This is a genomic window from Pseudomonas sp. M2 (assembly GCF_015751845.1).
Lineage (GTDB): Bacteria > Pseudomonadota > Gammaproteobacteria > Pseudomonadales > Pseudomonadaceae > Aquipseudomonas > Aquipseudomonas putida_E.
The window spans coordinates 3,857,373-3,877,784 of record NZ_JADOUD010000001.1; the positions used below are offsets into that span (position 1 = coordinate 3,857,373).

General features: G+C 62.9%; 16 protein-coding genes. 8 read left to right on the top strand and 8 right to left on the bottom strand.

Annotation, left to right across the window (positions count from 1 at the left end):
• Positions 1–155 precede the first annotated feature (155 nt).
• The gene (gene fadD1, locus IWW33_RS17960; RefSeq protein WP_046788049.1) at positions 156–1,853 is read left to right on the top strand and encodes a long-chain-fatty-acid--CoA ligase FadD1; all 1,698 of its coding nucleotides are present in this window, start codon (positions 156–158) and stop codon (positions 1,851–1,853) included.
• 100 nt (positions 1,854–1,953) lie between these two features.
• Here fadD1 and IWW33_RS17965 read toward each other — a convergent pair whose 3' ends face one another.
• From IWW33_RS17965 to IWW33_RS26675, 3 genes are read right to left on the bottom strand one after another with little or no spacing between them, the layout of a single operon-like run.
• Positions 1,954–3,261 (bottom strand): FAD-binding oxidoreductase, encoded by a 1,308-nt coding sequence (locus IWW33_RS17965; protein WP_046788050.1) that lies wholly within the window; start codon positions 3,259–3,261, stop codon positions 1,954–1,956.
• A gap of 30 nt (positions 3,262–3,291) precedes the next feature.
• Positions 3,292–4,656 (bottom strand): glutamine synthetase family protein, encoded by a 1,365-nt coding sequence (locus IWW33_RS17970; protein WP_174142422.1) that lies wholly within the window; start codon positions 4,654–4,656, stop codon positions 3,292–3,294.
• Positions 4,657–4,710: 54 nt separating this feature from the next.
• A complete protein-coding gene (locus tag IWW33_RS26675) occupies positions 4,711–4,902 on the bottom strand; it encodes a hypothetical protein (RefSeq protein WP_080952208.1) in 192 nt (63 codons plus the stop codon).
• A 186-nt stretch (positions 4,903–5,088) separates the two neighbouring features.
• On the opposite strand from IWW33_RS26675, the gene hrpA reads away from it, so the two are divergent.
• Positions 5,089–8,994, top strand: a complete 3,906-nt coding sequence (hrpA, locus tag IWW33_RS17975) for an ATP-dependent RNA helicase HrpA (RefSeq protein ID WP_196914302.1) — start codon at positions 5,089–5,091, stop codon at positions 8,992–8,994.
• Positions 8,995–9,139: 145 nt separating this feature from the next.
• Entirely contained in the window at positions 9,140–10,261 is a 1,122-nt protein-coding gene (locus IWW33_RS17980) for a beta-ketoacyl-ACP synthase III (protein WP_046788054.1), read from the top strand.
• Between the two features lie 122 nt (positions 10,262–10,383).
• Here the strand turns inward: IWW33_RS17980 and IWW33_RS17985 are convergent, their stop codons facing one another.
• Positions 10,384–11,628, bottom strand: coding sequence for a putative porin (locus IWW33_RS17985; RefSeq protein WP_125924532.1), 1,245 nt, complete (start codon positions 11,626–11,628; stop codon positions 10,384–10,386).
• Between the two features lie 261 nt (positions 11,629–11,889).
• Here IWW33_RS17985 and IWW33_RS17990 point away from each other — a divergent pair, with 261 nt between their 5' ends.
• Positions 11,890–13,017 (top strand): GNAT family N-acetyltransferase, encoded by a 1,128-nt coding sequence (locus IWW33_RS17990; protein WP_174142425.1) that lies wholly within the window; start codon positions 11,890–11,892, stop codon positions 13,015–13,017.
• Between the two features lie 13 nt (positions 13,018–13,030).
• On the opposite strand, the gene IWW33_RS17995 is transcribed toward IWW33_RS17990, so the two are convergent.
• The 4 genes from IWW33_RS17995 to IWW33_RS18010 all read right to left on the bottom strand — a co-directional run bounded on the left by IWW33_RS17995 (position 13,031) and on the right by IWW33_RS18010 (position 17,227).
• Positions 13,031–14,863 (bottom strand): ABC transporter ATP-binding protein, encoded by a 1,833-nt coding sequence (locus IWW33_RS17995; protein WP_119687596.1) that lies wholly within the window; start codon positions 14,861–14,863, stop codon positions 13,031–13,033.
• Between the two features lie 63 nt (positions 14,864–14,926).
• Positions 14,927–15,484 (bottom strand): peptidylprolyl isomerase, encoded by a 558-nt coding sequence (locus IWW33_RS18000; RefSeq protein ID WP_115274128.1) that lies wholly within the window; start codon positions 15,482–15,484, stop codon positions 14,927–14,929.
• Complete coding sequence (locus tag IWW33_RS18005; RefSeq protein ID WP_174142427.1) at positions 15,478–16,290, bottom strand: alpha/beta hydrolase; 813 nt, start codon at positions 16,288–16,290, stop codon at positions 15,478–15,480. Before IWW33_RS18005 ends, IWW33_RS18000 begins: the two co-directional genes overlap by 7 nt.
• Positions 16,291–16,303: 13 nt before the next feature.
• On the bottom strand, positions 16,304–17,227 hold the full coding sequence (locus tag IWW33_RS18010) for a LysR family transcriptional regulator (RefSeq protein ID WP_012315658.1): 924 nt from the start codon (positions 17,225–17,227) through the stop codon (positions 16,304–16,306).
• A gap of 48 nt (positions 17,228–17,275) precedes the next feature.
• Here IWW33_RS18010 and IWW33_RS18015 point away from each other — a divergent pair, with 48 nt between their 5' ends.
• The 4 genes from IWW33_RS18015 (at position 17,276) to IWW33_RS18030 (ending at position 20,302) form a co-directional block, all read left to right on the top strand.
• The gene (locus IWW33_RS18015; RefSeq protein WP_012315657.1) at positions 17,276–17,590 is read left to right on the top strand and encodes a hypothetical protein; all 315 of its coding nucleotides are present in this window, start codon (positions 17,276–17,278) and stop codon (positions 17,588–17,590) included.
• A gap of 109 nt (positions 17,591–17,699) precedes the next feature.
• Positions 17,700–18,299 (top strand): FMN-dependent NADH-azoreductase, encoded by a 600-nt coding sequence (locus IWW33_RS18020; RefSeq protein ID WP_174142428.1) that lies wholly within the window; start codon positions 17,700–17,702, stop codon positions 18,297–18,299.
• Positions 18,300–18,489: 190 nt separating this feature from the next.
• Positions 18,490–19,365, top strand: a complete 876-nt coding sequence (locus tag IWW33_RS18025; RefSeq protein ID WP_039603958.1) for a carboxylate/amino acid/amine transporter — start codon at positions 18,490–18,492, stop codon at positions 19,363–19,365.
• Between the two features lies 1 nt (position 19,366).
• Positions 19,367–20,302, top strand: coding sequence for an AEC family transporter (locus IWW33_RS18030; protein WP_174142430.1), 936 nt, complete (start codon positions 19,367–19,369; stop codon positions 20,300–20,302).
• The last annotated feature ends 110 nt before the right edge of the window (positions 20,303–20,412 follow it).

The window sequence follows — 20,412 nt, forward strand, 5'->3', positions numbered from 1 at the left end:
AAGGCCCGTTTTGGCCTCTAGGCGACCCTTTGCAAAGCTGTTACTCTCGGCCCGCTTTCAGATGATTCGGTTTGCAACGAACCGCCATCTCATATCAATAATAAACGCATCGACGCGTAAATCGAACTTCGCTGTTGCTGAAGGAGTGGGCTTCCATGATCGACCATTTTTGGAAGGATAAATACCCAGCCGGGATTACGGCGGAAATCAATCCTGACGAATTCCCCAATATCCAGGCGGTACTCAAGCAATCCTGCCAACGCTTTGCCGACAAACCGGCCTTTAGCAACCTGGGCAAGACCATCACCTACGGCGAGTTGTATGCCCTGTCGGGCGCTTTTGCGGCCTGGCTGCAGCAGCACACCGACCTCAAGCCGGGTGATCGCATTGCCGTACAGCTGCCGAATGTCCTGCAGTACCCGGTAGCGGTGTTCGGTGCCATGCGCGCCGGCCTGATCGTGGTCAACACCAACCCGCTGTATACCGCACGGGAAATGGAACATCAGTTCAACGACTCCGGTGCCAAGGCGCTGGTGTGCCTGGCCAACATGGCGCACCTGGCCGAGAAAGTGGTGCCCAAGACCCAGGTCAGGCACGTCATCGTCACTGAAGTGGCCGACCTGTTGCCACCGCTCAAGCGCCTGCTGATCAACAGCGTGATCAAGTACGTGAAGAAGATGGTGCCGGCCTATAACCTGCCGAACGCCGTGCGCTTCAACGATACCCTGGCGCTGGGCAAGGGCCAGCCGGTGGCCGAGGCCAACCCGCAAGCCAATGATGTTGCCGTGCTGCAGTACACCGGCGGCACCACAGGTGTGGCCAAGGGCGCAATGCTGACGCACCGCAACCTGGTGGCCAACATGCTGCAGTGCCGGGCGCTGATGGGTTCGAACCTGCATGAAGGTTGCGAGATCCTCATCACGCCGCTGCCGCTGTACCACATCTATGCCTTTACCTTCCATTGCATGGCGATGATGCTGATCGGCAACCATAACGTGCTGATCAGCAACCCGCGTGACTTGCCGGCAATGGTCAAGGAGCTGGGCAAGTGGAAGTTCAGCGGCTTCGTCGGCCTCAACACCCTGTTCGTTGCCCTGTGCAACAACGAGGCGTTCCGTGCGTTGGACTTCTCGGCGTTGAAGATCACCTTGTCCGGTGGTATGGCGCTGCAACTGAGCGTGGCCGAGCGCTGGAAAGCCGTCACCGGTTGCGCCATTTGCGAAGGCTATGGCATGACCGAGACCAGCCCGGTTGCGGCGGTCAATCCGGCCGAAGCCAACCAGGTCGGCACCATCGGTATCCCGGTGCCCTCGACCTTGTGCAAGGTCATCGATGACAGTGGCACCGAACTGCCGCTGGGCGAGGTGGGCGAGCTGTGCGTCAAGGGGCCGCAAGTGATGAAGGGCTACTGGCAGCGTGAAGATGCCACCGCCGAGATCCTCGACAGTGACGGTTGGCTGAAGACCGGGGACATTGCCCTGATCCAGCCGGACGGCTACATGCGCATCGTTGACCGCAAGAAGGACATGATCCTGGTCTCGGGCTTCAACGTGTATCCCAACGAGCTGGAGGACGTACTGGCAGCCCTGCCGGGTGTGCTGCAGTGCGCTGCGATCGGCGTGCCGGATGAAAAGTCGGGCGAACTGATCAAGGTGTTCATCGTGGTCAAGCCGGGCATGACCGTCACCAAGGAGCAGGTGATGGAGCACATGCGTGCCAACGTCACCGGCTACAAGGTGCCGCGTTACATCGAGTTCCGCGACGCGCTGCCAACGACCAACGTGGGCAAGATCCTGCGCCGCGAGTTGCGTGATGAAGAGCTGAAGAAGCAGGGTTTGAAGAAGATCGCCTGATCGCTGACCATTGCCTGGCTATATCTGCATCATGCTGAAAATCTGGGGCCGCTTTGCGGCCCTTTCGCGACACGAGGCCGCTCCTACAGGGGGAGCGCAATCAACGCAGTTTTTCCAGCATCTGGTAGTACCACATCCCTGCCGCCAACAGCGGATTGCCCAGCAGATCCCCCATCGGCACCTTGATGTGCTTGCACCCGGCAAAGGTATCGAACTTCTCCAGCGTTCCAGTCAGCGCCTCGGCCATGATTTCGCCCATGATGTGGCTGGTGGCGATGCCGTGCCCCGAATAGCCCTGGCAATACCAGACGTTGTCCGAAAGCTTGCCCAGCTGCGGTATGCGATTGACCACGATACCCATCGCGCAGCTCCACTGGAACTCGATCGGCACCCCTTTGAGGGCCGGGAAGGTGCGCTCGATGCACGGGCGCAGTTCACCTGCGATATCACGGGAATCCTTGCCCGAATAGTTGGCGCCGCCGCCGAACAGCAGGCGTTTGTCGGCAGTGAGGCGGTAGTAGTCGAGCACGAAACGGCAGTCGTACACCGCCAGGTCCTGGGGGTTGATCTGTTCGGCCAGTTCGCCCAGCGGCGCGGTGGTGACGATGCCACCCATGGCGGGGAAGATCTTGCCCTTTAGCTGGCGCTTTTCCAGTTTGTGGTAAACGTCGCCGGCCAGCATCACCTGGCGTGCTTCGATTCGGCCTTGGGCAGTGACCACTGCAGGGCGCGGGCCGTGCACGATGTCCAGTACCTCGGAGTTCTCGAAGATCAGCGCGCCCAGTGCATGGGCGGCACGCGCCTCGCCCAGGCACAGGTTGAGCGGGTGCAGGTGCAGGTTGCGCAGGTTTTTCAGCGCGCCCAGGTACAACGGGCTTTGCAGGTGTTCGGCAACCGAGTTGCGGTCGAGCATGTGCACCTGATCACCCATGCCGCGGCGCTGCGCTTCGGCCTCGAAGGCGCGCAGCTCGTTGAGGTGTGACGGTTTCATCGCTGCATGCAGGTGGCCGCGCTTGAGGTCACAGTCGATGCCATAGCGCTCGACCCGCTGCTCGATGATCTGGTGCCCGCGCCAGCGCAGGTGCCAGATGAAGTCATCCACTTCACTGCCCAGGCGGTCGCGCATCTGCGTGCGCATGGCTTCGTCGCCCGAGAGGCTGCCGGTGACCTGGCCGCCGTTGCGGCCGCTGGCGCCCCAGCCGATGCGGTTGGTTTCCACCACCGCCACTTTCAGGCCGCGCTCGGCCAGCTCCACGGCGGTGGCTACGCCGGTGAAACCGCCGCCGATAATGGCTACGTCGACCTGCACGGTGCCCTTGAGCTGCGGGTACTGCGTGTGGTCGTTGAGGGAGGCACTGTAGTAGGACGGCGCGCGCTGGGCCGGGCCGTTGTTCACTGCTGCGTTCATGGGTGTTCCTTATTCTGAATAGGGTGAGGCTCAGGCCTGGTGCAGGTACCAGCGCCAGTCCTGTTCGCTGACTTCGGCCATGAACTGGCGATACTCGGCGCGTTTGACCTTCAGGTACACCCCGAGGAAGTCCGCGCCGAGTGCTTCGCGTGCCCACGCCGAACGCTCCAGTGCGTCGAGGGCGGTCAGCCAGTCGGTGGGCAGGTGCTCGGTGGCCTGGGCGTAGCCGTTGCCTTCGACCGGTGCGCCCGGGTCGAGTTGTTCGCGGATGCCGCGGTGGCTGGCAGCGAGAATCGCCGCAGCGGCCAGGTACGGGTTGGCGTCGGCGCCACAGATGCGGTGTTCGACATGGCGGCTGTTGGCTGGCCCGCCGGGCACGCGCAAGCTGACCGTGCGGTTGTCGACACCCCAGGTTGGCGCCAGCGGTGCATAGCTGTTGGCCTGGAAGCGACGGAACGAGTTGGCGTTGGGGCAGAACAGCAGCAGCGAGTCGCGCAGGTGGCGTAGCATGCCGGCAACCGCTTGGCGCAGAAGGGGAGTGCCGGCCTTGTCGTCGCTGGCGAACAGGTTGTTGCCGGCGCTGTCGGCCAGGCTCAGGTGCATGTGCATGCCGGTGCCGGCCAGTTGCGCGAAGGGTTTGGCCATGAAGCACGCCTGCATGCCGTGGGCGTGCGCCACGCCTTTGACCAGGCGCTTGTAGCGCACGGCCTGGTCCATCGCTTCCAGGGCATCGCCATGCTCCAGGGTGATTTCCACCTGGCCTGGGGCGTACTCCGAAATCGCCGTGCGGGCCGGGATGCCCTGGGCTTTGCAGGCCGCGTAAAGGTCGGCGAGAAACGGCTCTATCTGCTCCAGTTCACGCAGGCCATAGACCTGGGTGCTGCGCGGGCGGCCGCCATCGTTGTCCAGGGCCGGTTGCGGCCGGCCCTGGGCATCACGCTGCTGGTCGAGCAAGAAAAACTCCAGTTCGCACGCCATCACCGGGTGGTAGCCGTCGGCCTTGAGCGCTTCGATGGTGCGCAACAGCACATGGCGCGGGTCGGCGACGCTGGCCGGTAGGCCTTCGCTGGGGTGCATGCTGACTTGCACGGCGGCGGTCGGCACGCGGCGCCATGGCAGGCGTACCAGGCTGCCCTCCAAGGGGTAGGCGCGGCAGTCGATGTCGCCGACGTCCCAGACCAGCCCGGAGTTTTCCACGTCATCGCCATTGAGGGTCAGGCCCAGGATGGTACTGGGCAGCGGGCGGCCGCTCTGGTAAACCGCCAGCAGCTCGTCGCGGTGCAGCAGCTTGCCGCGCGGCACGCCGTTGGCGTCGAGGATGAACAGTTCGAACAGCTCGATATCGGGGTTTTCGGCAAGGAAACGTCGGGCGTGTTCAACGGGGGCAAAGTGCATGAGGGATTCGCTCGTGTGCATACAGGACCGCCGCTTGGCGGCGGTCCGGCTGAGTCAATCGGCCGAAAGGTGGCCGGGCTTTGTCAGATGCGCGAGTGAAGTGTCCGGTGGGCGGGCGTGGCGGCAATGCCAGAGGGCCCAGAAGGCCAGAATCACATGGACCAGCGGATTTTCACCGGCGCAGGTTCGGGCCTTCGGTAGCGAAGGGCGCGAAAGCGGCGGGGCGATGGGCTGGACGGGGATCATGCATTGGATACTCACATGCGACGTCACGTTGATTAAAGCAGTGAATGGCAACCTTCACTCTGGTAACGGCTAAACATTGGCGGGGGCCGGTACAGACAGCAAAAAGCCGGCAAATCTGCGACAATCGCGCATCCTTCGAATGCCGATCATGCAAAAGCAGGCTCACCTGCATCACTAAAAAGCCCCATGACTGACCACGCCATCGACAAACTGCTGCAAAACCTCGACCACGCCATGATCGCCGACCGCCATCGCCTGCGCCGGCAACTGCATGAGCTGCGCAAGCGCCCCGACGAGGCCAAGCTCGCGCAGTGGGTGGAGAAGGTCCAGGCGTCTTGCGCCCAGGTGACCGCGCGTCAGCACAGTGTGCCGCGCATCCGCTACGACGACAGCTTGCCGATTGCCGCCAAGCGTGACGAAATCAAAAAGGCATTGGCCGAAAACCAGGTCCTGGTGATTGCCGGTGAGACCGGTTCGGGCAAGACCACCCAGCTACCCAAGATCTGCCTGGAGCTGGGCCGCGGCAGCCACGGCCTGATCGCCCACACCCAGCCACGGCGGATTGCGGCGCGCAGCGTTGCTGCCCGTGTGGCTGAAGAGCTGGGTACACCGCTGGGCGCCCTGGTCGGTTACCAGGTGCGGTTCGAGGACCAGAGCGACGCCAACACCTTGGTCAAGCTGATGACCGACGGCATCTTGCTGGCCGAAACCCAGCATGACCGCTTCCTCGAGCGCTACGACACGATCATCGTCGACGAGGCGCACGAGCGCAGCCTGAACATCGATTTCCTGCTCGGCTACCTCAAGACCCTGCTGCATCGCCGCCCGGACCTGAAGCTGATCATCACTTCGGCGACCATCGACTTGGAGCGCTTCTCCAAGCATTTCGACGGTGCGCCGATCATCGAGGTATCCGGCCGTACCTACCCGGTGGACACCTGGTATCGCCCGCTGACCAGTGAACAGGACGAAGAAGGCAACCAGGTCGAGGACGACCTCACCGTCGACCAGGCGATCCTCGCCACCCTCGATGAGATCGCCCACCACGAGCGCAGCGAGGGCAAGGGCCCCGGCGACGTGCTGGTGTTCCTGCCGGGCGAGCGCGAGATTCGCGATGCCGCCGAGATCCTGCGCAAGGCCCAGTTGCGTCATACCGAGATCCTGCCGCTGTATGCGCGCCTGTCTCCGGCCGAGCAGCAGCGTATCTTCCAGTCGCACACTGGCCGCCGTGTGGTGCTGGCCACCAACGTGGCGGAAACCTCGCTGACCGTGCCGGGCATCCGCTATGTGATCGACACCGGTACCGCCCGCATCAGCCGCTACAGCTACCGGGCCAAGGTCCAGCGCTTGCCGATCGAAGCGGTATCCCAGGCCAGCGCCAACCAGCGCAAAGGCCGTTGCGGCCGTGTCGAGCCGGGCATTTGCATACGCCTTTACAGCGAAGAAGACTTCAACGGCCGGCCAGCCTTCACCGACCCCGAGATCCTGCGCACCAACCTGGCGGCGGTGATCCTGCAGATGCTGCACCTGCGTCTGGGCGCCATCGATGCCTTCCCGTTCATCGAGCCGCCGGATGGCAAGGCCATCAGCGACGGTTTCAACCTGCTGCAGGAGCTGTCGGCGGTCAACCGCGAGAACCAGCTGACGCCCCTGGGCCGTCAGCTGGCGCGCTTGCCGATCGATCCCCGGCTGGGCCGGATGCTGCTCGAAGGCGCACGTCAGGGCAGCCTGCAGGAAGTGCTGATCGTCACCAGTGCATTGTCGGTGCAGGACCCGCGCGAGCGCCCGCCGGAGCGTCAGCAGGCAGCTGACCAGGCGCATGCGCAGTGGAAGGATGTGGATTCCGATTTTGCCGCACTGGTCAACCTGTGGCGAGGCTTCGAGGAGCAGCGCCAGGCGCTGACGGCCAACCCGCTACGCAACTGGTGTCGCAAGAATTTTCTCAACTATTTGCGCCTTCGCGAATGGCGTGACGCCCATCGTCAGTTGGCGCTGATCTGCCGTGACCTGCAACTGACGGTGAACAAGGACCCGTCCGACTACCAGAAGATGCACAAAGCCATCCTCAGCGGGCTGCTCAGCCAGATCGGCCACAAGACCGAAGACGGCGACTACCAGGGCGCGCGTCAGCGGCGCTTCTGGGTGCACCCGTCCTCGGGCATTGGCCGCAAGCGCCCGCAGTGGGTCATGGCCGCCGAGCTGGTGGAGACCACCAAGCTGTATGCGCGCATGGTGGCCAAGATCGAGCCCGACTGGATCGAGCCGCTGGCGACTCACCTGGTCAAGAAAAACCACTTCGAACCGCACTGGGAGAAGAAGCGCGGGCAGGTGGTGGCCTACGAGCAGATCACCCTCTACGGGCTGATCCTGGTCGGCCGCCGCCCAGTGCATTACGGTCCGATCGACCCGGTTACCTCGCGTGAGCTGTTCATACGCGAAGGGCTGGTTGGGGGCGAAATCCAGTCGCGGGCCAAGTGCCTGGCCGCCAACAAGCGCCTGCTTGAAGAGCTCGACGAGCTGGAAGCCAAGGCGCGTCGGCGCGACATTCTTGCCGATGAAGAAACCCTCTACGCCTTCTATGAGGCGCGCCTGCCAGCGGAGATCCACCAGACCGCGACCTTCGACAGCTGGTACCGCATGGGCAGCCAGAAGGATGCCAGCCTGCTGATCATGCGTGAGGAAGACGTGTTGGCCCGTGAGGCCAGCGAAGTCACTGCGGCGCAATACCCGGACAGCCTGCAGGTCGGCGAGCTGCGCCTGCCGCTGAGCTACCACTTCGAACCGGGCCACCCACGTGACGGCGTGACGGTAAGGGTGCCCGCGCCGCTGTTGCCAAGCCTGCCGGGCGAGCGCCTGGAGTGGCTGGTGCCGGGCTTGCTCGAAGCCAAGTGCGTGGCGCTGGTACGCAACCTGCCCAAGGCCCTGCGCAAGAACTTCGTGCCGGTACCGGACTTCGTCAAGGCGTCGCTGGCACGCATGACGTTCGGCCAGGGGGCCTTGCCTCAGGCCTTGGGGCAGGAGCTGTTGCGCATGACCGGTGCCCGTGTGTCCGATGAGGCCTGGGCAGAGTCGGTAGGCCTGGTCGAAGGGCATCTGCGTATGAATATCGAGGTGGTCGATGGCCAAGGCAAGTTCCTCGGCGAGGGCCGCGACCTGGCCGAGTTGACCGCACGCTTTGCCGCCGCCAGCCAGGCAGCGCTGGCTATGCCGCGCGACGACAAGGGCGCGCAGCCGGTGCAGGCCAAGGCCTTCAGTGAAGTGAAACAGACCGCCCAGCAGAAGATCGCCGGGCTGTCGATGACGGTGTACCCGGCATTGGTGGAAGAGAGCGGCAGCGTGCGCGAGGGGCGTTTCTCGACCCAGGCCGAAGCCGAGTTCCAGCATCGCCGTGCCTTGCAGCGCCTGTTGCTGCAGCAGTTGGCAGAGCCTGCCAAGTTCCTGCGCGGCAAGCTCCCGGGGCTGACCGAACTGGGCTTGCTGTACCGCGAACTGGGCCGTGTCGAGGCGCTGGTGGAGGATATCCTGCTGGCCAGCCTCGACAGTTGCATCCTCGAAGGGGAGGCCACGCTACCGCGCGATGGCGCAGCATTGGCCGGGCTTGCCGAGCGCAAGCGCGGCAGCTGGGCCGAGCATGCCGAGCGCCTGGCCCGCCAGACGCTGGAAGTGCTCAAGCTGTGGCACGGCCTGCAGAAGCGTTTCAAAGGCAAGATCGACCTGAGCCAGGCGGTGGCGCTGAACGACATCAAGCAGCAGTTGGCCAACCTGGTGTATCCGGGCTTCGTGCGCGAGACGCCTTCGGCCTGGTTCAAGGAGCTGCCGCGCTACCTCAGGGCGGTGGAGTTGCGCCTGGAGAAGCTTGGCAGCCAGGTGCAGAAGGACCGGGTGTGGAGTGGCGAGCTGACCAACCTCTGGGCCCAGTACAAGGCCCGTGCCGACAAGCACGCCCAGGAAGGCAAGCGCGACGAGCAACTGACCTTGTACCGCTGGTTGCTGGAAGAATATCGGGTGTCGCTGTTTGCCCAGCAATTGGGCACGAAAGTACCGATTTCTGACAAACGTCTCAGCAAACAGTGGTCTCAGGTGGAAGCCTAAACCCCGCAAGTTGTGGCAATATTGAGGCAATTTGGGGCCGCATTGCGGCCCCTTGCGGGTTCAACCTGCGCCTTGAACTTGGTACTAAAGTGCTATTACTCCAGCCAGCGCCCTGTGGCGATGGCCTTTGACCAGAGGAACGATCGTGCATAACGTCGTGATCAGCGGCACCGGCCTGTATACCCCGGCCCAGAGCATTTCCAACGAAGAACTGGTGGAATCCTTCAACACCTGGTCGCAACAGTTCAACCGCGACAACGCTGCCGCCATCGAGCGCGGCGAGGTCGAAGCTGCGCCGCTCTCCGACGCCGCCTTCATCGAGAAGGCCTCGGGCATCAAGAGCCGCTTCGTCATGGACAAGGCCGGCATTCTCGACCCGCAGCGCATGAAGCCGCGCCTGCCGGAGCGTTCCAACGACGAGCAGTCGATCCTTTGCGAGATGGGCGTGGCCGCTGCCCGTCAGGCACTCGAGCGCGCAGGCCGCACCCCTGCCGATGTCGACGGGGTGATCGTCGCCTGCTCCAACCTGCAGCGCCCGTACCCGGCCATCGCCATCGAAGTGCAACAGGCGCTGGGCATCCAGGGCTTCGCCTTCGACATGAACGTGGCTTGCTCCTCGGCCACCTTCGGCATCCAGACCGCAGCCAACAGCGTGCAACTGGGCCAGGCCCGTGCGTTGTTGGTGGTCAGCCCGGAAATCTGCACCGGGCACCTGAACTTCCGTGACCGCGACAGCCATTTCATTTTTGGTGACGCTGCCACTGCCGTGCTGGTCGAGCGTGCCGACCAGGCCACCTCGGCACACCAGTTCGATATCCTCGGTACCAAGTTGCAGACCTCGTTCTCCAACAATATCCGCAACAATTTCGGCTTCCTCAACCGTGCTGCGGAAGAGGGCGTCGGTACGCGGGACAAGTTGTTCGTGCAGGAAGGCCGCAAGGTATTCAAGGAAGTCTGCCCGATGGTCGCCGAGCTGATCGGCAAGCACCTGGGCGAGAACGATCTGCAGCCCTCCGACGTCAAGCGCTTCTGGCTGCACCAGGCCAACCTGAGCATGAACCAGCTGATCGTCAAGAAGCTGCTGGGGCGTGAAGTGGCCGAGGAAGATGCACCAGTCATTCTCGACCGTTATGCCAACACCAGTTCGGCGGGGTCGGTGATTGCCTTCCACCTGTACCAGGATGACCTGGCCAAGGGTTCGCTGGGCGTGCTGAGCTCGTTTGGTGCGGGCTACTCGATTGGTAGTGTGATTCTGCGTAAACGCTGACAGTCAGCCCTGCGCCGGCTTGCCGGCCGCAGGGCCAGTGCGTTTCTCGCAGGCAAAAAAAGGCAGGAAATGCCGGATGGGGTCGGCATTTCCCGCCTTGAGTGAAGCTCAGGCGTTGCAGCTTAGAACTTGGCTTCCAGGTCCACCTGCAGCGTGTCGACATCGGCATCGCTGTTCGGCAACTGCGACAGGTCGGTCTTGGCCATCAGGTAGGCAGCGCCCAGCGAGAAGTTCTTGTCAATTTCATAACCGACCTTGAACTTGTGGCCGCGCGAGCCGGTGTAACCGTTGCCGAAGTCGGAGTCGGTGAACAGGCTGACCACGGCGTTGCGCTGAACATCGCGGTAGTTGTAATCCAGGCTCCAGGCGCCGACTTTGGTCTTCAGGCCAGCCAGCCAGGCCTGGTCTTCGCCATCGGTGCTTTCGGTGTTCTTCACGTACTGGCCATACGCCGACAGCGGGATGGCCAAGCCGGTGAAGTCCACCTGGCCGAAGCCTTCCACCAGGTTGAACTCGTTGGTGGTATTGCCGAACGACTGCAGGATGGTCGCTTCCTTGTCGTTGTCGTAGCCATAGATGCTCGCGCCGACGGTGAGCTTGAGCACATCGGCCGGGGCGAACTTGGCGCCCAACTGGCCGTGGTAGACCTGGGCGTCGTGCTTGTACTGCACGCCGTCGCCGTCCACGTTGTCCTTGAGCGTGTACTGGCCCGCGCTGGCGAAGACTTCGGCGCCGCCGAGGTCGGCTTTGTAGGTGGCGGCAACGCCTTCCGGGTTGATGTCGCCGTCCCAGATGATGTCACCCATGCTCACCCAAGGCTGTGCCATCTTGCCGCCGATCAGGTGCAGGTTCGGTACTGCGCTCGGGTGCCAGTCGAGGTAGGCCTGGTCGACCCACAGCGATTTTTTGTCGAAGTAGTTATCGAAACTCTGGTTGGTCGAACGGCGGTCTGCGCTGCTGCCGGTGGCGATGCGGATGCCTGCGTCGACTTGCGGGTTGATCTCGCTGTAGAAACCGACGCGGGCGCGAACGCGCTGGCGGTCCTGGTTGCCGCTGCTGCTGTTCGGGTCGTCGACGTTGACGTCCTCGTAGCGCAGGCGGATATCGCCTTTGACCTGGGTCTTGGCGGCCCAAGCCACTTTCTGTTCGAAGGAGCTCATGCGTTCTGACTGAGCTTTCTGGTCGGCCTTTTCCTTGGTTTCTTTTGCCAGGTCACCTTGCAGTTCGTTGTACTGCGCCTGGTTGATCGAGCCGTTGGCGCGGAGCATTTCGAGCAGCTTGGCGTCGACAGCCGCACTGGCCGGAGTACTCAGAGCCAGCATCATGCCGGTGAGGCTCACTCCGGTAAGTGTAGAAACAAGACGCATAAGGTTCTCCCTACTGAAAAATATTGGGGAGGCTCAGCGTCCACCCCCATGTTGGCATGTCTTCGGAAAGGGCCTGAATAGACAGGTTCTAGGGTTCCGGAAAACAGGCGCAAGTATTGCGGGGGCGAATGACAGAATAATGTCTATTTGGTGGCACTGCCGTTAAGTAATTGAGAATGAAAGGATCGGGCCGGCATTCGGCATTTGAGTGAGAGGCCGGTATTCCCTGATACTGATGCCCTCACTCCGCGAGTCGACATCGTGACCAGCCTCTATAGCCTTGCCCATCTGCGTGACCTGCCTGCCGCGACCTGGGACGCCTTGGTACCTGCCGGCCAACCCTTCCTGCGCCATGCGTTCCTGAGCGCCCTGGAGGACAGCGGCAGTGTTGCGCCAGCCACCGGCTGGGCGGCGGAACACCTGGTGCTGGAGCGTGACGGGCAAGTGCGTGCGCTGTTGCCGGCGTACCGCAAGTGGCATTCGTACGGCGAGTACGTGTTCGATCATGGCTGGGCCGACGCCTGCGAGCGTGCTGGTATTGCCTATTACCCCAAACTGCTCGGCGCCGTGCCGTTCAGCCCGGTCAGCGGGCCGCGCCTGCTCAGCGTTGACCCGGCCGATGGCCTGCTCATGCTCCAGGCATTGCCTGAGTATCTGGGCAAAGGCGGGCTATCCGGGGCTCACATCAACTTCACCGACCCTGGCCTGGATGCACAGATGGCCGGCCTGCCGGGCTGGATGGAGCGCCTGGGATGTCAGTTCCACTGGCGCAACCATGGCTACCGCGACTTTCAGGACTTTCTCGACAGCTTGAGTTCGCGCAAGCGCAAACAGATGCGCAAGGAACGTGAGCAGGTTGCAGGGCAGGGCATCGACTTTCGTTGGTACCGTGGCGATGAACTTGATGAGGCCCAATGGGATTTCGTCTACCTCTGCTACGCCAACACCTACGCAGTGCGCAGGCGTACGCCCTATCTGACCCGCGAATTCTTTAGCCTGCTGGCGCAGCGCATGCCCGAGGCCCTAAGGGTCGTGATGGCGCGTCAAGGCGGTCGCGATGTCGCCATGGCCCTGAGCCTGGTGGGTGGCGACAGCCTGTTTGGGAGGTACTGGGGCTGCCTGGATGAGTTCGACCGGCTGCACTTCGAAACCTGCTTCTACCAGGGCATGGACTTTGCGATTGCCGAAGGCTTGCAGCGCTTCGATGCCGGCGCGCAGGGCGAGCACAAGCTGATTCGTGGCTTCGAGCCGGTGCTGACCCGCTCCTGGCATTATCTGCTTCACCCAGGCCTGCGCCGGGCGGTGGACGATTTCCTGCAGCAGGAGCGGGCAGGGGTTATGGGCTATGCCGAAGAGGCACGGGGGATGTTGCCTTACCGCCGGGATTGAAACCCGACAGGCCTCAATCCACCCCGACGAACCCGCCCGTCTGGTGATGCCACAGCCTGGCATACAAGCCTTGTTGCGCCAGTAGTTCACTGTGGCTGCCACTTTCGACGATATGCCCCTTGTCCAGCACCACCAGGCGGTCCATCCGCGCAATGGTCGAGAGGCGGTGGGCGATGGCGATCACCGTCTTGCCTTGCATGAGGGTTTCCAGGCTTTCCTGGATCGCCGCTTCGACCTCCGAGTCCAGTGCTGACGTGGCCTCGTCCATGATCAGGATGGGCGCGTTCTTGAGCAGCACCCGGGCTATAGCGATGCGCTGGCGCTGGCCACCGGACAGCTTGACCCCGCGCTCGCCCACATGCGCGTCGAAGCCCGTGCGGCCCTGGGCATCCGACAACTGAGGAATGAATTCGTCGGCACGGGCCCGGCGCACCGCCTCGTGCAGCGCTTGCTCGCTGGCATCCGGGCGGCCGTACAACAGGTTGTCGCGGATCGAACGATGCAGCAGTGAGGTGTCCTGGGTGATCATGCCGATCTGCGCCCGCAGGCTGGCCTGGCTCACCTCGGCGATGTCCTGCCCGTCGATCAGGATACGCCCGCCCTGCACGTCGTAAAGGCGCAGCAGCAGGTTGACCAGGGTCGACTTGCCGGCGCCGGAGGGGCCGATCAGGCCGATCTTTTCGCCCGGGCGGATGTCCAGGTTCAGCCCGTCGATGACGTTGCGGGCCTTGCCGTAGTGGAAGTCGACGTTATCGAAACGCACCGCGCCACGGCTCACGTCCAGCGGCGCTGCCTTGGGCTTGTCGGTGACGGTGACCGGCTGGGCGATGGTCTGCAGGCCGTCCTGCACCATGCCGATGTTCTCGAAGATGCCGTTGACCACCCACATGATCCAGCCCGACATGTTGACGATACGGATCACCAGCCCGGTGGCCAGGGCGATGGCGCCGACGGTGATCAGCGACTGGCTCCACAGCCACAGGGCCAGGCCGGTGGTGGCGACCACCAGCAAGCCGTTGAGGCTGGTGATGACCACGTCCATGCTGGTGATCACCCGCGACGCCAGCTGGGTCTTTTCGGTCTGCTCGCGGATCGCTTCGCGGGCGTACTGCTGCTCGTGGTCGGTGTGGGCGAACAGCTTGAGGGTGGCGATGTTGGTGTAGCCGTCGACGATGCGCCCCATCAGCCTGGAGCGGGCATCGGAGGAGATCACCGAGCGCTCTTTGACCCGTGGCACGAAATAAAACAGTGCGGCGACATAGCTGGCAATCCAGACCAGTAACGGCAGCATCAGGCGCCAGTCGGCCTCGGCGAACAGCACCAGCGAGGTGATCGCATAGATCAGCACGTGCCACAACGCGTCCACCGCCTGCACGGCCGAGTCGCGCAGCGAGTTGCCAGTCTGCATGATGCGCTGGGCGATACGCCCGGCAAAATCGCTCTGGAAGAAGTTGAGGCTCTGCTTGAGCACATAGGTGTGGTTTTGCCAGCGGATCAGGCTGGTCATGCCCGGGTTGATGGTCTGGTGCACCAGCAGGTCATGCAGGCCAAAGAAGATCGGCCGCAGCAGCAGGACCACCACCAGCATCCAGATCAGCTCGCCGCTGTGCTCGCTGAAGAAATTGGCATTGGGCGTGCCCTGGGCCAGGTCGATGATGCGGCTCAGGTAGCTGAACATCGCCACCTCGATCAGCGAGGCAACCAGGCCGACCACCAGCAGGGCGAGAAAACTCGGCCACACCTGGCGCAGATAATAGAGGTAGAAGGGCCACACCTGGGTTGGCGGCGACTCGCTGGGCGCGTCGCGGAAGATGTCGATCAGTTGCTCGAAACGGCGGTACAGCATGGGTGACAACACTCCTGTTCAACCCGACCCTCAGGCGGTTTCACGTCCTTGTGAAGCCTGCAGTCAGTCGATGCGTTTGGCGGACTTGATGAACACCGGATCGGCCGGCACATCGCTCATGCCTTTCTTGACGGTAGTGCGCGAGTTGACGATCTGGTCGACCACCTCCATACCCTTGGTCACTTTGCCGAACACTGCATAGCCACGGTCACGGCCCGGGTTCAGGAAATCGTTGTCGGCCACGTTGATGAAGAACTGGCTGGTGGCCGAGTTCGGGTCGGAGGTGCGTGCCATCGACAGGGTGCCGCGGGTGTTCTGCAGACCGTTGCCGGCTTCGTTGCGGATCGGGTCACGCGTCGGCTTTTGCACCATCTGCTCGGTGAACCCACCGCCCTGGACCATGAAGCCCGGGATCACACGGTGAAAAATGGTGTTGTTGTAGAAACCGCTGTCGACGTATTCGAGGAAGTTCTTGGTACTGACCGGCGCCTTCTCGGCATCGAGCTCGATTTCGACCTGGCCGAAGCTGGTGTCGAGCACTACGTGAGGGGTCTTGTCGGAGGCCATGACGGTGGTGGCAAAGGCGACCGAGCAGGCGGTGAGCAGAAGTTTTTTCAGCATGGGCTCAAAGATCCTTGAGAGGTGGAAGCGGCTGCGAGGAACCGCAGCAAAGTCTGGTTGAAGACTTCGGGTTGATCGAGGGGTGTAGCGTGCCGGGAATCATCGATGACTACCAGCCTTGCCTGCGGCATCAGGGCAACGTAGCGCTCTTTGAGTTGTACCGGGGTGTAATCGTGGTCGGCAGCGACCACCAGCGTGGGGCAGTGTATCTGGCCGATGCGTTCCTGCACGCCCCAGTCCACGATGGCGTCAAAACTCTTGAGGTAGGCGCGTTTGTCGTTGCGCGCCCAGCGTTGCGCCATCTTCTGGCGCAAGTCGGCTTGCTCCGGTTTGGGGAACAGGCGCTGGGCCAGGCCCTTGCCGACCGTCTCGACACTCAGGATGCGCGCAAGGCCCCAGCGCTTGGCCCACCAGACCCAGTCGTTGCGCGTACGGCGCTTGACCTCGGGGGCGCTGTTGACGACGCACAGGCTGCGCAGCCACTGCGGATGGTCGACGGCGAATTGAAACCCGACCATGGCGCCCATCGACAGCCCCACGAAGTGCACCGGGCCGGTCTGCAGGTGTTCGAGCAGGGCCAGCAGGTCTTCGCTGAATGTGGCGATCTGGTAGCCATCATTGGGCTTGTCGGAGCGGCCGTGGCCCCGGATGTCCATGAGGATCACCCGGTAATGGCGGCTGAGCGCGGGTACCTGCAGCTCCCAATCCTGGCTGCTCGAGCCCAGGCCGTGCAGCAGTACCAGGGGTTCACCCTGGCCGTATTCCTGATAATGCAGCGAGCATCCTTCATGTTCGAAATAGGCCATGGGCGCGGTTCTCTCAGGCTTGCGGGGGGGCTGCGAAGGGCACGTCCAGTGGCGCGGTGTCGAAATTGCGCAGCAGGTCGATGAGAATCTGCGTGGCCGGGCCCAAGGTCTTCTCTTTGCTCGAATAAAGGTAGAACAGTGGATGACGGCTGCCACCCTGGTCCAGTGGCAGCGGCTTGAGCACGCCTTCGCGCAGTTCGCGATCGATCATGTGCCGCGGCAGCCAGGCAAAGCCCAGCCCGCTGCTGACGAAGGTCGTGGCGGTACCCAGGCTGCCGACGGTCCAGCGCTGTTCTGCGCCGAGCCAGCCGACATCGCGGGGTTGGGCGCGGCCGGAGTCGCGAATCACCACTTGCAACTGGCTTTCCAGGTCCTGGAACGTGATCTCCCGGCCCAGGCGGTGCAGGCTGTGCTCGGGGTGGGCGACAGCCACGAACTCCACGGCACTGAGCTCGGTGCCCAGATAGCCGCCAATGCTGTAGCTGCTGATGGCAAGGTCGGCGATACCTTCATGCATCACCTCCTCGACGCCGGACAGCACTTCCTCGCGCAGGCGCACCCGGCAACCGCGGCTCTGCGGCATGAACGCGGCCAGGGCACGTACCAGGCGGGCACTGGGGTAGGCGGCATCGACCACTACACGTACCTCGGCTTCCCAGCCTTGCTCCATGTGGTGAGCCAGGTCTTCAAGCTGGCTGGCCTGCTTGACCAGGTGCCGTGAGCGGCGCAGCAGCACGTTGCCCGCCTCGGTCAGCACGGCTTTGCGGCCATCGATGCGCAGCAGTGGTACGCCGAGCTGCTCTTGCATGCGCGCCACCGTGTAACTGACCGATGACTGCGAGCGGTGCAGGGCTTCGGCTGCCTGGGCAAACCCACCGTGATCGACCACTGCCTGCAAGGTTCGCCACTGATCCAGGGTTACGCGCGGCGCTTTCATCTTTGGCTCCTGTTGACCTAAGCTGCGCTCTTTCAAGGAGAGCGCCCCATGAAGAAATGTTGTGCGGCAATACTGATGTGCCTGCCCCTCGGGGCCATGGCTTACCCCATCGACGTGGAGAAGGAACTGGCCGGAGTCAAGCTGGACTACACCGCCTACGACACCGCGTACGACATCGGAGCCATCACCCTGAACAACTATGGGCAAGTGCCGGCGGCCTGCAAGGTGACGTTCCGCAACGGCCCGGAAGCGCCACGGGTACGCCGGGTGAATGTACCGGCGGGCAAAAGTGTGGACGTCACGGCCAAGTTCAACCGGCAGATCATCAAGCTGCGCATCGCAGTGAACTGCAAAGCGGAATAAAACTGATTAATCGATAGATTGCACCCACTTTTTACGCTTTTTTATCGATAGGTCAAGCCTTAATCTCACCTCCATCGAATCGCAACCCATTTTGCCGTTGGAGGCACCCATGTCCCGCGTACTGATCGTCGAAAGCAGCGCCCGCCAGCAGGATTCCGTTTCCCGTCAACTGACCCGTGACTTCATCGAACACTGGCAAGCAGCGCACCCGGCCGACGAGATCACCGTTCGCGATCTGGCGGTGACCCCGGTGCCGCACCTGGACGCCAACCTGCTCGGTGGCTGGATGAAGCCTGAAGAGCAGCGCAATGCCGCTGAACTGGAGGCCCTGGCCCGTTCCAATGAGCTGACAGATGAGCTGCTGGCGGCCGACGTGCTGGTGATGGCTGCACCGATGTACAACTTCACCATCCCCAGCACGCTCAAGGCCTGGCTTGACCACGTATTGCGTGCCGGCATCACCTTCAAGTACACCCCGACCGGCCCGCAAGGCCTGCTGACCGGCAAGCGCGCCATTGTCCTGACAGCCCGTGGCGGCATCCACGCCGGCGCCACCAGCGACCATCAGGAGCCGTACCTGCGCCAGGTGATGGCATTCATCGGCGTTCACGATGTGAACTTCATCCATGCCGAAGGCCTGAACATGAGCGGTGACTTCCACGAGAAAGGCATCAACCAGGCCAAGGCCAAGTTGGCTGCGGTGGCCTGAGCGTCAACCAATTCCCAACCCTGACACCTTGTTTGCTCCTTTGGGTGTACCTGCCCGGCCTCGATGGCCGGGTTTTTTTTTGTGTGTGAATCACTCACGCCCATGAAATGCGCAACCCCCACATTGCGCATGGTTGAACACATCGGTCGCAACCCGCTAAGGTCGCGGCCTTGATTTACGAGAGGCAACCATGGGCTACCTGATAATCGTCGCGCTGATCCAGGCGTTTTCCTTCAGCCTGATCGGCGAGTACCTGGCCGGGCACGTCGACAGCTACTTTGCCGTGCTCGCACGCGTGGTGCTGGCGGGCCTGGTTTTCCTGCCGCTGACCCGCTGGCGCCAGGTCGAGCCGCGCTTCATGCGCTCGATGCTGCTGATCGGTGCGCTGCAGTACGGCATCACCTATGTCTGCCTGTACCTGAGTTTCCGCGTGCTGACCGTACCTGAGGTGCTGCTGTTCACGATCCTCACGCCACTGCACGTGACCCTGATCGAGGATGCGCTGAACCGCCGCTTCAACCCATGGGCCTTGCTCGCGGCCTTGGTCGCGGTCGCAGGGGCGGCGGTGATCCGCTTCGACAGCATCAGTGGCGACTTCTTCATCGGCTTTTTGCTGCTGCAGTTGGCCAACTTCACCTACGCTGCTGGCCAGGTGTTGTACCGCCATCTGGTTGCCCGCCACCCCAGCGACCTGCCGCATTACAAGCGTTTCGGCTACTTCTACCTGGGGGCGTTGATCGTCGTGCTGCCGGCTTTCCTGCTGTTTGGCAACACCCAGCATTTGCCGAGCACCGACGTGCAATGGCTGGTGCTGCTGTTCCTCGGGCTGTGCCCGACAGCGCTGGGCTTGTACTGGTGGAACAAGGGGGCCTGCATGGTGTCCGGCGCTACGCTGGCGGTGATGAACAACCTGCACGTGCCGGTGGGGCTGCTGCTCAACCTGCTGATCTGGAACCAGCACGAGCCATTGGGGCGCTTGCTCATCGGTGGCGCGATCATCCTGGCCTCCGTGTGGCTGAGCCGCCTGGGCAGCCGCACGGATGCACCGCTGGTGCGCAGGGCCTGACATGCACACCATCCTGGTCATCGTCGCGCCGATCTTTGCGTTGATCCTGGTCGGTTATCTTTGCCGCCGGACCAACAAGCTTGGCGACAAGGCTGCGGCCGAGATCAACAAGATGGTGGTCTGGCTGTGCCTGCCGGCCCTGCTGTTCAAGGTCACAGCCACCGCAACCTGGAGCGAGGTATGGCACCCAGGGTTCATCGTGGCCTTTGGCGCAGGGGCGCTGGCGATGTTCGTGGCCACGCTGGCCTGGCGGCTGTTCAGCGGCCACGGGCTGGTCGCGGCCAGCATCGACGGGCTCAGCGCGGGGTATGCCAACACCGGCTATATCGGCATCCCGCTGTGTTTGCTGCTTTTCGGTCAGCCCGGGCTGCAGCCTGCGTTGATTTCTTCGTTGATCGTGGTCTGCCTGGTGTTCGCGATATCGCTGACGCTGATCGAAATTGGCCTACAGGAAGAGAAGCGGATCGGCCGCGCCATGTGGGTAGTGGGCAAGGCGCTGGCGAAGAACCCCCTGGTGATTTCGCCCGTGGCTGGGGCCGCTTGGGCAATGTCCGGGTTGGGGTTGGCGGAGCCGGTGATGCATTTTCTCGACATGCTGGCCTTGGCCACCACGCCCTGTGCATTGATTTCGCTGGGGGCGTTTCTGGCAGAGAAACGCAGCGGCGCTCAGGCCAGCCCATGGCCACTGGTTGCGATGAAGCTGGTAGGGCAGCCAGCGCTGACTTGGGTGTTGGCGTTCAAGGTATTCAGCCTGCCGAACATGTGGGCTGTTTCAGCGGTACTGCTGGCGGCGCTGCCGACGGGGACCGGGCCCTTCATGCTGGCGGAGTATTACAACCGGGAAGCGGGGCTGATATCGCGGACGATCTTGTTGTCGACGGTAGCTTCTTTAGTCACCTTGACCGGGTTGTTGTACCTGCTGGGTTATGCGGGGTGATTTGGGGCTGCTGCGCAGCCCTTTCGCGACACAAGGCCGCTCCTACGGAGAACGCAAATCCCCGGTAGGAGCGGCCTTGTGTCGCGAAAGGGCCGCAAAGCGGCCCCAAC

Coding starts and splice junctions, on each gene's coding strand:
- fadD1 (WP_046788049.1), top strand. CDS start 156: ATGATCGACCATTTTTGGAAGGATAAATACCCAGCCGGGATTACGGCG.
- IWW33_RS17965 (WP_046788050.1), bottom strand. CDS start 3,261: ATGAACGCAGCAGTGAACAACGGCCCGGCCCAGCGCGCGCCGTCCTAC.
- IWW33_RS17970 (WP_174142422.1), bottom strand. CDS start 4,656: ATGCACTTTGCCCCCGTTGAACACGCCCGACGTTTCCTTGCCGAAAAC.
- IWW33_RS26675 (WP_080952208.1), bottom strand. CDS start 4,902: ATGATCCCCGTCCAGCCCATCGCCCCGCCGCTTTCGCGCCCTTCGCTA.
- hrpA (WP_196914302.1), top strand. CDS start 5,089: ATGACTGACCACGCCATCGACAAACTGCTGCAAAACCTCGACCACGCC.
- IWW33_RS17985 (WP_125924532.1), bottom strand. CDS start 11,628: ATGCGTCTTGTTTCTACACTTACCGGAGTGAGCCTCACCGGCATGATG.
- IWW33_RS17995 (WP_119687596.1), bottom strand. CDS start 14,863: ATGCTGTACCGCCGTTTCGAGCAACTGATCGACATCTTCCGCGACGCG.
- IWW33_RS18000 (WP_115274128.1), bottom strand. CDS start 15,484: ATGCTGAAAAAACTTCTGCTCACCGCCTGCTCGGTCGCCTTTGCCACC.
- IWW33_RS18005 (WP_174142427.1), bottom strand. CDS start 16,290: ATGGCCTATTTCGAACATGAAGGATGCTCGCTGCATTATCAGGAATAC.
- IWW33_RS18010 (WP_012315658.1), bottom strand. CDS start 17,227: ATGAAAGCGCCGCGCGTAACCCTGGATCAGTGGCGAACCTTGCAGGCA.
- IWW33_RS18015 (WP_012315657.1), top strand. CDS start 17,276: ATGAAGAAATGTTGTGCGGCAATACTGATGTGCCTGCCCCTCGGGGCC.
- IWW33_RS18020 (WP_174142428.1), top strand. CDS start 17,700: ATGTCCCGCGTACTGATCGTCGAAAGCAGCGCCCGCCAGCAGGATTCC.
- IWW33_RS18025 (WP_039603958.1), top strand. CDS start 18,490: ATGGGCTACCTGATAATCGTCGCGCTGATCCAGGCGTTTTCCTTCAGC.
- IWW33_RS18030 (WP_174142430.1), top strand. CDS start 19,367: ATGCACACCATCCTGGTCATCGTCGCGCCGATCTTTGCGTTGATCCTG.